Source organism: Kiritimatiellales bacterium (genome assembly GCA_041656295.1).
In the GTDB taxonomy this organism is placed as follows: domain Bacteria; phylum Verrucomicrobiota; class Kiritimatiellia; order Kiritimatiellales; family Tichowtungiaceae; genus Tichowtungia.
The window spans coordinates 23,415-35,380 of record JBBADV010000023.1 but is presented as its reverse complement, the minus strand read 5'-3'; the positions used below and the strand labels follow the sequence as shown (position 1 = coordinate 35,380).

The following is an 11,966-nucleotide window of genomic DNA, read 5'->3' as shown; positions in this document are numbered from 1 at the left end:
GGGTGCCCGGACACAGGATGAATTATCCGCCGCAATCAGCCGGGCATTCGCACAGGTCACACCGCAGGATGCTGCCGGATGGTTTTCATCGTGTCATATTACGGCTTCTCAATCGTGATATGCTCTAACCTCGCACAGATGTGCTACCGAGGGGTCATATCGTCGGCTTTTTTGCAAGGTATAACAGGAGAATATTACCTATTCAGTGTTAAACATAGTCCACGAATCAGTATTTCCTTTGGAAATATTGTATGTTTTCACGCATCTACCATGTCTTAACGCAGAGAGTACGGGATCATGTGGGTGACCATAACGATTCCGGTATCCACATGATATAACAGAGTAACACGGATACAAAGAACTTGGAAATTTGTCATCACATGCCGTTCTACTCCCGTGGTGACTTACTTTGTAATAATAGCAAACCGCTGTATCTGATTTGAATTCGCTACAAATCTTTACGCATTGTTCAAGCGGCATATCTCCACCAAGAAAAGCAAAACTAGAGAATGTTTCTACAAGAATTCCAACTCCATGATAGTTTGGATCTAAAGGTAAAGAAACATTCTTGTCGTATAAAGCTAGGGATGGAATCAATCGCATTTTAAGATTACCGAAATAGTATACTGCAGTTTTTCTCCCGAGTTTTTTTAATCGTCCTCCACTGCTATCCAGCACCCTCTGAACAGCTCCCGTTGGATGGTTTAAAGCTTCCGAAATAATCACTTCTTGCGGATTATATGTCTCTATGACATAGGGGATACTGTGAATGTGATCATAATGAAAATGGGAGATCACAACCTTTTTGACCTTATCATGAAACCCTTTTTTTGTCATCCATGCATTAAACTCATCCCGGCGAGGTTTACTCCATAGCATCGCATCAATAATCCATACCTGGCCTCCTGGAAGCTCTAATACAATCGTATCTCCTTGTCCTACGTTATGAACATGAATACGTGCCCAGGCGGGCATGTCTTCACTAATACCGTTGCAATTCGAGCATCGTTCTCGATTGCATAAATCCGACTCAGAAGAACCCAATGGCAAATAACTTTCATGTGCCCCATTCTCCTCTGGCAACGGATTTGTTTCATTCAATGTCGCACTGATTGCCTTACGAAGCCCGAATTCTAGTTTTTCATCTCGTTTGACGTGTTCGGTAGTTAAAACAGGAAATCCGTTTCGCTTATCAAGCCGGCTCCACTTTAAAGAAAGGCAGCTTCCGTGACGGAACTGTTCCTGCAGTTCAGAATCCATAGTAACATAACGAAGTCCTGGACTTCTGGTTGCAATAGGGTTGAGATGAACCAACCGTACGATACTCAAATCTTCATCAGTTTTTTGAATACCATCCACGCACCAAAAGCTAACACCACCCTCAGTGTTATCTTTTAATAAATCCCAAAATGATGTGTTCATTCCATTATCTTAGTTACAAATACATCATTATGCCATATCGTTTTTCCATGAAAGCAGTAATCACCTTGTTCTCCCTGCTGACATTCTCCGCCTTCGGCTACCCCGCCAAGGTCGTGGCCATTGCGGACGGAGACACTGTGACCGTACTCACCGCTGAAAACCAGCAGGTCAAAATCCGGCTGGCAGGCGCATCGATGGAGTCTACTCAGGGTTTAATGCATAAATAGGTGCCGGAAACAGCAGTATTTTTTTAGATTGTGGCGGCTTAATATTACTAAAAATAAAACACCAGCACTCAAACCGTTTCAGCTTTCAACAGTTCGTACATCTGGAATCAACTGCATGAAAAAATCCTCGTTCCAGAGTTGAAGCTCACGGGGATCGCGCAGAAACGGCTGGACGTCTTCAGCAGCAGCAGCGATGTCAATGCCGTGAATACGCTCTCTAAGTAGAACCTGCACAGCGGTGATCGTGAGCCGCCCTGCTTGCTGTCCTTCACTTTGCATGACTCGAGCCTCCAGGTGAGGAAGATTCACCGGCACACGACGGCTGACGTACCAGATAAAGTCATAGAAATCCCGTCCCTTGACCCGGCTTTTCCAGTCACGAAACAACATCGCATGTAGCTTACCGGCAAAAAGGCTTGGAAGATCGTAAAGACGTACTTGGAACGGAGTTGGCAATAGATGGGTTTTTACTTCGGTCGAAGCAAGGGGCGGCGGCGTTGTATCAAGTTCCAGTCGGTCTTCAACGGCTGAACGATCTCGCGCTTCCCGATTGCGGGCTGACAATCCTTCGGAACCCTCATCCGAAAGTAGAAGACCTTTCCTCTTAAAATGACATTCTCTATCTTCATGCTGACAACCATGTTTCTGCTCCATTTGTGCAGCAAGCGCGTGTAGCAAAATGACGTATTCCTTCGAAAAATGCAACTTTTCTAAGGAATCGATGAATTGGAGCGGGTGAAGGGAATCGAACCCTCACAACCAGCTTGGAAGGCTGGGGCTCTACCATTGAGCTACACCCGCAACGAAAAGGATGCATGTTAGCTGCCGGTGAATGACAATCAAGGTTCTTTTGCTGGAAATTTTCCGGCCGGGCACATGACAAAATTTACACAACAGGCTTATTGAACGATTAACTAATTTACCGGCGTTCCAAACACAACAAGCCGGTGCGAATGCTGCTTGAATCCACGTTCTTTGCAAATACGATCAATTTCTTTGATGATCGTATCACTGACAAACTCGATGAACTCACCGGTTTCTTCGCAAATCAGATGGTGGTGCGGACCATGACCGTAAATATGTTCGTAGTGCGCATGTACGTCGCGATCGCGGATTTTCTGCACAAAGCCTGCCTCCACCATCAGGTCGAGCGTGCGGTAAACGGTACCGCGACTGACGTGATCAGGGCCTGACGCGAGTTCGGCGGCGAGATCGTCGGCACGGAAATGGTCGTGGCGTGCAAAAACACGATTGAATACAATCCGGCGCGCCTGTGTAATACGCGAACCTTTCTGTTTCAGGAATTCCACGAACAGCGGCCAGGCCTCGTTTGCGGAGTTATCTATCGAAACTGAGCGTTTGTTTTTATTCATCATGCGGATTTCGCTTGTTTATACTTAATTCAGATATAATGTATAACACACGGCGTTTTAGGAATGAAACTAAAAATGCAGATGATATATTTCTAAACTTTAAATCGTAGAGCGTTCTATTCAAACATAAGGAGGTAATCGATGGCCTATGTGATTTCAAATGACTGCACGATGTGCGGTGCCTGTGAAAGCGTCTGCCCGACGAATGCGATCAGCGCCGGTGACGGAAAATATGTAATTGATCCGGCAACCTGCATCGACTGCGGCGCGTGCGAAAGCGTCTGTCCGGTCAATGCAATCAGCGCCGGTTAAGCAAGCACATGTTTTGGAGTGCGGCGGTGCGCTTTCGCGTTACCGCCGCTTTTTTATTTTGAAAAATACGCAAGCAAGCCGGTGTTTTACGCGGATAGACTACGCGCTGCCGCCGTCCGCCGCGGCTAAAGCGGCGGTAAGTCGCCGCTGGTCTAAAGAAAACAGGTTTTGATTTTTGACAAACCAGCCGCATTTGCGTTAAGCATGGGCATTATGAAACGCAATTTTTTTTTCCTGCTGCTTGTCCTTTTTACCGCCGGAATTACCGGAGCTCAGGTCAATGTGATTAAACCTGTGAGCCGCAAAACCGGCATTGATTTTTCCGGTATGCGCGCAGCGCCGGACGGTGTTTCACAACAGTTTTACCAGACGCTTGAACAGGATTTAAAACGGTCGGGCTGGTTTGACATCGCCCGCGGCGGCAGCACGGATTTTCGTTTGATCGGCACGGTCAATCAGGATGCCGGCAATGTAAAAGCGGTCTGTCAGGTTTACCGGCGCGCGGATAACCAGCGCATATTTGCTAAAAGCTATAGTTCCACTCCCGCCGGCGTGCGCTCGCTGGCGCATGCCGCGGCCGATGAAATCGTGCTGGCGCTGACGGGACACAAAGGTTTTGCGGCAGCAAAAATTGTGAGCGTCGGCACGCGCTCCGGCGCAAAAGAACTTTATTTATGTGATGCCGACGGCGGCAGTCTGCAGCAGATTACGCGCGACGGGAGAATCATCGTTCGCCCGCGCTGGACGCCGGATGGCAGCAGTATCCTGTTTACTTCTTATCTGCGCGGTTTCCCTGATGTATACCGCACACATCTGCAAACCGGCCGGCGCGAACTGCTCGCCAATTATGCGGGACTGAATACCGGTGCCGCGATTGCGCCGGACGGCCGCGACCTCGCACTGATTCTCTCGAAAGACGGTAATCCGGAGCTTTATCTGAAAAATCTGCGCAGTGGAAAACTGACACGCCTGACATATACGTCGCCGGAGGTGGAGTCGAGCCCGGCATGGTCGCCGGACGGGCAGAGTCTGGTTTATGTTTCTGATCAGAGCGGCGGCCCGCAGCTTTACATTATCAGCCGTACCGGCGGGCGCCCGCGCCGGATCAGTTCGCGCGGCACGGAAAACGTTGCGCCGGAATGGGGTGCCAATGGCATGATTGTCTGCTCCAGCCGTTCCGGCGGACGCTATCATATCGCAGTGATTCATCCGGTTACCGGACAGACCACCTATCTGCCGAACGACGGCGCGGACTATGAAGATCCATCATGGATGCCGGACGGCCGGCACATTGTCTGTGCACGCACAGCGGCGCATCAATCGGCGCTCTACCTCCTTGACACGCGCGGCGATGCTCCGGTAATTTTGCTCCAAGGTGGCGGAGACTGGTATTCGCCGGCAAGTTCTCCTGCGAAGTAGAAAACAGGTTTGGAAAGAAAGGTTGCAGCAAGTATGAAGAAGAGCATTTTCTGGTTGATTGGTCTAAGTCTCGTTCTCGCCGTGTCAGCGCTGACCGGTTGCAAATCGAATAAAAACCCCGCCGGTCTGTACGGACTTGACGGCACCGGCACATTCACACAATGGGATATTGATCAGGGTAATGTGCCGCTGGGCGATGCGCACTGGACCGGCGGCAGTGAATACCGTGGACAGCTCCAGACACTTTACTTTGCCTACGACAGTTCTCAGATTTCCGCCGGCGAACGCGGCAAAGCCGAAGCCGCCGCTAACTATCTGAAACAGAACAGCTCCTACCGGCTGATTGTTGAAGGCCACTGTGATGAACGCGGCAGCCGCGAATACAACCTCGCACTCGGCGAGCGCCGCGCGCTGGCCGTACGCAACTATATTGTGAACCTCGGCATCGACGCCGGTCGCATTCAAACCAAATCGCTTGGTAAAGAACAGCCGGCCAATCCGGGACATGATGAAGCCGCGTGGTCGCAGAACCGCCGCGCTGAATTTGTTCTGTACTATTAAGCGTTTCGATGACGGTGCTGCCGTTAATTTTTGCAATGTTTGAACAGCTGCCCGCAGTTGAAGCCGGGCAGCTGTTGCTGGTTATAGCGATCGCATTTGTCATCATCACCCTTATCGCCAGCGCCTACCGTTTTCATAATCTCGTTCAGCTCGAAGAAAAAGATCTCTCCACGATTGAAGCGGTGAACGACTATTTTTTTATTCAGGTTACGCGTTATCTCAGCAAAATAAACCGTACATCCAGCGGCTTCGGTTTATACATTCTGCAGCTCTTTGCACCGGAAAAAATCACACGCGAAAAACAGGAGCAGGTTCTCAAAGCAATTCTGGAAATTCTGCGCAGTGAATCTGATAACGTCTGCCTTTATCGTGAAGACTGCATTGGAATTATTATTGATACCGAAGAAGAAAACCTGCCGGTCGCCAGTGCGCGTCTGCTGCATGATCTGCGTAATCTGATCAAACTGCAATTCCCTGAAATTGTGAATTTCCGTATCGGCGCCAGCAGCTTTCCAATGCACGGCATGAACACGCAGAAAATTATTGATATTGCTGCTGAAGCACTTGAACAGGCCGACACTGGAAACCCGGAGCCGTTTCTTATGGCGCCGCCGCCGGTGAAAGAAGAGGATGCAGAGGATGCCGAAGGCAGCGAAAAACCGGCAAAAGATGAAATTGATGAGGACGAAAATCTTATCGTCGGCGAACTCAGCAAAGAAGATAAAAACGCTTCGCTCGATCCGCTTACCGGCGTTTTAAAACCGGCGGTCATCGGCTCCTACATGCGGAAATATCTGTCCGAAATCCGGCAGAAACGCAAACCGGCTGCGGTCATTTGCATCGGTGTCAACCGGCTCGAGCTGATCACTAAACTCTACAGTGAAATCGCGACAGAAGACGTTATCGCCGGTGTCAGCAAAATTATTCAGCAACTCACGCGCGATACCGATCTCATCGGCCGGTATCATTTTGGAGACTTCCTCATTCTTGCACCCTGCACACCTGAACAAGGCGAGCTCATCGCCACGCGCATCCGTAATGCTGTCAACAAAGAAACCTTTGAAACTCAGGGGCGGAAAATAAAAACATCCGTCAGCGCCGGAATTTCCGGCTATCCGAATCACGGCCGGCTTTTGCGCGACCTTTTCCGCGGCGCCCACACCGCGCTCGAAGTTGTGCGCAGCTGGGATACTTCCGCCTGCCTGATGTATGACCGCTCACTGGACGGTAAAGCGAAAGATAAAAAGAGATAATGATTCGTCAAAAGTCTGAAGATCAAAAGTCAAAGACATGAACCGCCGAAATCATTCCCGGCCTTTGACTTTAAGACCTTTGACGTTCGACAAACAGAATTGGAAATGCTTATGAAACTTGGTGTTAATATCGATCATGTTGCAACGCTCCGGCAGGCGCGCCGCGCAACCTATCCGGACACACTTGAAGCGGCAGAAGCCTGCGCCCGCGCCGGTGCAATCAGTATCACGATTCATCTGCGCGAAGACCGGCGGCATATTCAGGATCACGACCTGTACCGGCTCAGTGAACAATGTCCGCTGCCGATCAATCTCGAAATGGCAAACTCGGAAGAGATCATTCAGATTGCGCTGAAAGTGAAACCGGAGGAAATCTGCCTTGTGCCGGAAAAGCGGCAGGAAATAACCACTGAAGGCGGACTTAATGTTATCGCACATTTCGATTCCCTCCAAGAAACTATCCAGCGGCTGCAGGACAATGGCTCAGAAGTCAGTCTGTTTGTTGAGCCGGACGAAAAAATTCTCGATGCCTGTGCCGGACTCGGTGCGCGTGTGGTTGAACTGCACACCGGCTCCTATTGCGAGGCAGCGGATGAATCCACTGCCGGAACTCTGCTCGACAAATTAATCTCCGGCGCCGAACACGCGCACAACCTCGGACTGCAGGTGAATGCCGGACACGGAATCAATCTTGTGACCATCGCCGGCATAAAAAAAATTCCGCATCTCGATACACTCAATATCGGACACAGCATTGTCGCGCGCGCTGTATTCACCGGACTTGAAAATGCTGTGCAGGAAATGATTGATGCGATGAAATGAGCTTGCACGAATTTAATTAAAATCAACAGGCTTTTTGATTCCTCTTCGACTTTCGACTTTAAGGCCTTTGACTTTTTCTCTAGATTCCGGCGCTTTAACCCTGATGACCTTTAACTGACAACTGAATTATGAACTCAAAAGAAATTCGCCAATCGTTCCTCGATTTTTTTAGAACGAAACAGCATACCATTGTTCCTTCGAGCAGTCTGCTGCCGGACGCGCCGAATCTGCTTTTCACGAACGCCGGCATGAATCAGTTTGTACCGGTTTTCCTCGGACAGGCCAACTGCCCTTATGTGCCGGGACGCGCTGCTGACACACAAAAATGTATTCGCGCCGGCGGAAAACATAACGATCTTGAAGACGTCGGAATGGATACCTATCACCACACTTTTTTTGAAATGCTCGGCAACTGGAGTTTCGGCGACTATTTCAAAAAAGAAGCCATCGAGTGGGCCTGGGAACTGATTGTTGATGTTTGGAAATTTCCGCCGGAACGGCTTTATGCGACCTATTTCGGCGGCGACGAAAAAACGCCGGCGGATCTTGAAGCCAAAGAAATCTGGCTGCGTTTTCTGCCGGAAGATCATGTGGTGCCCGGCAGCCGGCAGGATAATTTCTGGATGATGGGCGACACCGGCCCATGCGGTCCGTGCTCTGAACTGCACGTTGATTTAACACCGGACGCCACCGGCGGCGCTAAACTGGTGAACGCCGGCGTACCGGAATGTATAGAAATCTGGAATCTGGTGTTCATTCAGTTTAACGCCAATCCGGACGGTACGCTCACGCCGCTGCCGGCAAAACATGTCGATACCGGCATGGGCTTTGAGCGCGCCTGTTCCATCATTCAGTGCACCAAAAATTTTACCGATTTTTCCGGTGTGATTTCTAATTATGATACCGATGTGTTCTCGCCGGTTTTCCGGCAGCTCGAACAAATGAGCGGAAAAAAATATACTTCGTCTATGACTGATCCGGCGGACATTGCATTCCGCGTGATTGCTGACCATATCCGCTGTCTAACATTCGCCGTCGCCGACGGAATCACACCGTCGAACGAAGGCCGCGGCTACGTGCTCCGCCGGATTTTGCGCCGCGCCGTGCGATACGGCCGCAGTCTCGGTTTCACAGAGCCATTCTTCTATAAACTCGCCGGTACCGTTGTTGAAAATTTCGGCGATGCATTTCCGGAGCTGCAAAAAAATCAGGCGCGGATTGTGCGTACGCTCCGTGCCGAGGAAGAGAGTTTTAACCGCACGCTTGACCGCGGCATTGAACTGTTTGAACGGGTTGCCGGAAATCTGCCGGATAAAACTTTCCCGGCAGACGAGGCATTTAGACTGTACGACACCTACGGCTTTCCGCTCGATCTCACCGAACTGATGGCGCGCGAGCGCGGACTCAGCGTTGACACCGCCGGCTTCGAAAAACTGATGAACGAACAGCGGATGCGCGCACGCGAAGACCATGCCAAAAAGAAATCCGTGGTGCTCGTTGAAAGCGGGGGAGTGGATGTGACGCCGACCAAATTTATCGGCTTCGAGAGTTTTGCTGCCGAAGCTGTTGTGGAAGCTGTTGGTAGCGCAGACATTCCTGTCTGCGAAACATCAGAAAAGGCAGACAGGAATGTCTGCCCCACATTCAATATCGTCGTCAATCAAACACCCTTCTATGCCGAAATGGGCGGGCAGGTCGGCGATACCGGAACCATTCGCGTAATTTTAGAAGAGCAGACTGTCGGCAAGTTAAATGTGATTGATACACAGAAGATCGAGGAGCTGTTTGTGCACCGTGCTGAACTCGTCGAAGGCCGGGCGCCGGATGCCGGCGAAGGCGTGCTGCTTGAAATTGATTCCGCGCGTCGCGCCAACATCCAGCGCCACCACACTGCAACGCATCTACTGCACTGGGCGCTGCATAAAGCTGTCAGCGAAGATGCGCGCCAGCGCGGATCGTTTGTTTCGGAAGACCGTTTGCGTTTTGATTTCAACTCGCCGGAAAAACTTTCTGATGAACAGGTTGCTGCGATTGAAAAACTGGTAAATGAAAAAATCGCCGCCGCCGAGCCGGTATACGTACTTGAAATTCCGTTTACCGATGTGCAGCGCAATCCGTGTATTCAACAGTTCTTCGGTGAAAAATACGACGATACCGTGCGCGTGCTGCAGCTCGGCGGACACAAGGGAAAGCTCGACGGTTTTTCAATGGAGCTGTGCGGCGGTACACATGTCAAAAACACGGCTGATATTGCGCTGTTTAAAATCACCAAAGAATCAGCCATTGCCGCCGGAATCCGGCGCATTGAAGCCGTTTGCGGTAAATACGCCGAGGCGTTCATTGCTCAGCAGAAAACCGCGAAAGCCGCCGAAGCTGAACGCGCCGCTGAAGCGGAGCGCCAGAAGCAGCTCGCTAAACAGCGGCAGGCGGAACTGCAGGCCAAAGCACCGGCGGTTGCCGACGGACTGCTCAGCGAAATTCGAGACGGACTGCTCATTAAAAATATCGGGACAACTGACGCTGCATTCCTCAGCGCAATCATGGATGCACTGCAGCCCAAACTGCACAGCGCCGTCGTAGTGCTTGCCGGAGCTGCCGATGATAAGGTTGCGCTCATCTGCGCCGTTACGCCTGACCTTGTTCAAGAGGGCAGGAACGCCGGAAAAATTGTCGGGGCCATTGCCAAACAGCTTGGCGGCGGCGGCGGCGGAAAGCCTGATCGCGCCCAGGCCGGCGGCAAACAGCCGGAAAAGCTGGATGAAGTATTAACTGCAGCAAAAAAGCTGATCATAACGAATACAAATTAAACCGCAGAGACAGTATAAATATCTCTGAGGCTTATTTATTTTTCCGGAAATATTCGATCAACCGGTTGGTAGAGCCGTCGTGTTTAAGTTCAGTATCGCTTTCCAGTTCCGGCAGAATAGCGGATGCGAGGATTTTCCCGAGCTGTACGCCCCACTGATCGAACGAGAAAATATCCCAGATCATGCCCTGTGTGAAAATTTTGTGTTCATAGAGGGCGATGAGCTGTCCGAGAGTTTCCGGTGTGAGCTTTTCCGCCATGATGGTGTTGGTCGGGCGGTTGCCGGCGAACGTTTTGTGCGGGATGAGCTCCGGCGGCGTATGTTCTGTTTTCAGCTCTTCGGCGGTTTTGCCAAACGCCAGCGCTTCAGTCTGCGCAAAAAAGTTGGCCATGAGTTTAACGTGGTGATCGCCGACGGGGTTCTGTGATTTGGCAAAACCGATGAAGTCGCAGGGAATGAGTTGGGTACCCTGATGAATCAGCTGATAAAACGCGTGCTGCCCGTTGGTGCCCGGCTCGCCCCAGATGACCGGTCCGGTCTGCCACTCAACGCGGCTGCCGGCCTGTGTAATATATTTGCCGTTCGACTCCATATCGCCCTGCTGAAAATATGCAGCGAAACGGCTCATATATTGATCGTACGGTAAAATCGCCTGTGTGGCGGCACCGAAAAAATTATTATACCAAATACCGAGCAGCGCCAGAATCACCGGCGCATTCCGGTCAAACGGCGCAGTGCGAAAATGCACATCCATTGCATGAAATCCGGTGAGCATGCGCTGGAAATTGTCGGCGCCGATGGCGATCATGACCGGCAGACCGATGGCGGAGCAGAGCGAATACCGTCCGCCGACCCAGTTCCAGAATCCGAACATATTGGCCGTGTCGATACCGAATTTAGAAACCTCACCGGCGTTCGTTGAAACGGCGACAAAGTGTCTGGCTACCGCCGCTTCATCGTGCAGCTGTTTCAGCAGCCAGTCGCGCGCCGTTCCGGCGTTCGTCATTGTTTCCTGCGTTGTGAATGTTTTGGAGGCGATGATGAACAGTGTTTGATCAGCCTCAAGGTCACGCAGTGTTTCAACAATATGAGTGCCGTCAATATTTGAAATGAACCGCACGGTGAGATCACGCTGCGAATACGGCTTGAGTGCTTCATAGGCCATCACCGGACCGAGATCTGAACCGCCGATGCCGATGTTTACAATATTTTTAATGCGTTTTCCACTAAATCCCTTCCATTCGCCGGTACGTACGCGGTTAGAAAAATCTGCCATGCGGTCGAGTACCGTATGTACCGCCGGAATTACATTTTCTCCGTCAACAAATACTTCGGCGTCGCGCGGTGTACGCAGCGCGGTATGCAGTACTGCGCGGTTTTCGGTTTTATTTATTTTTTTGCCGGTGAACATCGCTTCAATTTTTTCGCGCAGCCCGGTGGCTTCTGCCAGCGAAAACAGTTTTTGCATTGTTTCAGCGGTGATGCGGTTTTTAGAATAATCGATCAGCAGATCACATGCCGGCAGTGAAAATTTTTCCGCGCGGCCGGCATCGTCTGCAAATAGCTGCCGCAGATGCAGTTTTTCAATGAAATTAAAATGTTTTTCAATGGCCGTCCATTCGGCACGCTGATTCAAAGCAGTCATCGGTTCTCCTATCGATTAAAAACGGGCAGCAAGATTAGCGATTGATACGGCGGAATAAAATCAAAAATACAACGAACAGATTATCAAGGAATTCAGCGCCGGGGGCATCAGAGTGCATAGGGTGG

The 11,966-nt window shown here is 50.7% G+C and carries 11 protein-coding genes and 1 tRNA gene; 7 read left to right on the top strand and 5 right to left on the bottom strand.

The features are described 5' to 3' along the window. Nucleotides 1-198: 198 nt before the first annotated feature. Nucleotides 199-1,422, bottom strand: coding sequence for an MBL fold metallo-hydrolase (locus WC959_11540; GenBank protein MFA5689758.1), 1,224 nt, complete (start codon nucleotides 1,420-1,422; stop codon nucleotides 199-201). Between the two features lie 47 nt (nucleotides 1,423-1,469). On the opposite strand from WC959_11540, the gene WC959_11535 reads away from it, so the two are divergent. Further along, nucleotides 1,470-1,649, top strand: a complete 180-nt coding sequence (locus WC959_11535) for a hypothetical protein (protein MFA5689757.1) — start codon at nucleotides 1,470-1,472, stop codon at nucleotides 1,647-1,649. 78 nt (nucleotides 1,650-1,727) lie between these two features. Here WC959_11535 and WC959_11530 read toward each other — a convergent pair whose 3' ends face one another. The 3 genes from WC959_11530 to WC959_11520 form a co-directional block, all read right to left on the bottom strand. Continuing rightward, complete coding sequence (locus WC959_11530; GenBank protein MFA5689756.1) at nucleotides 1,728-2,303, bottom strand: nucleotidyl transferase AbiEii/AbiGii toxin family protein; 576 nt, start codon at nucleotides 2,301-2,303, stop codon at nucleotides 1,728-1,730. A 73-nt stretch (nucleotides 2,304-2,376) separates the two neighbouring features. Beyond that, nucleotides 2,377-2,450, bottom strand: a tRNA-Gly gene (locus WC959_11525). 113 nt (nucleotides 2,451-2,563) lie between these two features. Next, entirely contained in the window at nucleotides 2,564-3,025 is a 462-nt protein-coding gene (locus tag WC959_11520; protein ID MFA5689755.1) for a transcriptional repressor, read from the bottom strand. Nucleotides 3,026-3,163: 138 nt separating this feature from the next. Here WC959_11520 and WC959_11515 point away from each other — a divergent pair, with 138 nt between their 5' ends. From WC959_11515 to alaS, 6 genes are all read left to right on the top strand, one after another. Beyond that, entirely contained in the window at nucleotides 3,164-3,334 is a 171-nt protein-coding gene (locus tag WC959_11515) for a 4Fe-4S binding protein (protein MFA5689754.1), read from the top strand. A gap of 213 nt (nucleotides 3,335-3,547) precedes the next feature. Further along, nucleotides 3,548-4,753 (top strand): hypothetical protein, encoded by a 1,206-nt coding sequence (locus tag WC959_11510; GenBank protein MFA5689753.1) that lies wholly within the window; start codon nucleotides 3,548-3,550, stop codon nucleotides 4,751-4,753. 33 nt (nucleotides 4,754-4,786) lie between these two features. Then, a complete protein-coding gene (pal, locus tag WC959_11505; protein MFA5689752.1) occupies nucleotides 4,787-5,314 on the top strand; it encodes a peptidoglycan-associated lipoprotein Pal in 528 nt (175 codons plus the stop codon). A gap of 8 nt (nucleotides 5,315-5,322) precedes the next feature. Further along, nucleotides 5,323-6,567, top strand: coding sequence for a diguanylate cyclase (locus WC959_11500; protein ID MFA5689751.1), 1,245 nt, complete (start codon nucleotides 5,323-5,325; stop codon nucleotides 6,565-6,567). Nucleotides 6,568-6,672: 105 nt separating this feature from the next. Continuing rightward, complete coding sequence (locus tag WC959_11495; protein ID MFA5689750.1) at nucleotides 6,673-7,389, top strand: pyridoxine 5'-phosphate synthase; 717 nt, start codon at nucleotides 6,673-6,675, stop codon at nucleotides 7,387-7,389. Nucleotides 7,390-7,517: 128 nt separating this feature from the next. Further along, complete coding sequence (gene alaS, locus WC959_11490) at nucleotides 7,518-10,196, top strand: alanine--tRNA ligase (GenBank protein MFA5689749.1); 2,679 nt, start codon at nucleotides 7,518-7,520, stop codon at nucleotides 10,194-10,196. Nucleotides 10,197-10,227: 31 nt separating this feature from the next. Here the strand turns inward: alaS and pgi are convergent, their stop codons facing one another. Continuing rightward, complete coding sequence (gene pgi, locus WC959_11485) at nucleotides 10,228-11,841, bottom strand: glucose-6-phosphate isomerase (protein ID MFA5689748.1); 1,614 nt, start codon at nucleotides 11,839-11,841, stop codon at nucleotides 10,228-10,230. Between the last annotated feature and the right edge of the window lie 125 nt (nucleotides 11,842-11,966).

Bases quoted from the DNA above. Each gene is read 5' to 3' on its own strand.
- WC959_11540 (MFA5689758.1), bottom strand. From the start codon at position 1,422: ATGAACACATCATTTTGGGATTTATTAAAAGATAACACTGAGGGTGGT.
- WC959_11535 (MFA5689757.1), top strand. From the start codon at position 1,470: ATGAAAGCAGTAATCACCTTGTTCTCCCTGCTGACATTCTCCGCCTTC.
- WC959_11530 (MFA5689756.1), bottom strand. From the start codon at position 2,303: ATGGAGCAGAAACATGGTTGTCAGCATGAAGATAGAGAATGTCATTTT.
- WC959_11520 (MFA5689755.1), bottom strand. From the start codon at position 3,025: ATGATGAATAAAAACAAACGCTCAGTTTCGATAGATAACTCCGCAAAC.
- WC959_11515 (MFA5689754.1), top strand. From the start codon at position 3,164: ATGGCCTATGTGATTTCAAATGACTGCACGATGTGCGGTGCCTGTGAA.
- WC959_11510 (MFA5689753.1), top strand. From the start codon at position 3,548: ATGAAACGCAATTTTTTTTTCCTGCTGCTTGTCCTTTTTACCGCCGGA.
- pal (MFA5689752.1), top strand. From the start codon at position 4,787: ATGAAGAAGAGCATTTTCTGGTTGATTGGTCTAAGTCTCGTTCTCGCC.
- WC959_11500 (MFA5689751.1), top strand. From the start codon at position 5,323: ATGACGGTGCTGCCGTTAATTTTTGCAATGTTTGAACAGCTGCCCGCA.
- WC959_11495 (MFA5689750.1), top strand. From the start codon at position 6,673: ATGCTTATGAAACTTGGTGTTAATATCGATCATGTTGCAACGCTCCGG.
- alaS (MFA5689749.1), top strand. From the start codon at position 7,518: ATGAACTCAAAAGAAATTCGCCAATCGTTCCTCGATTTTTTTAGAACG.
- pgi (MFA5689748.1), bottom strand. From the start codon at position 11,841: ATGACTGCTTTGAATCAGCGTGCCGAATGGACGGCCATTGAAAAACAT.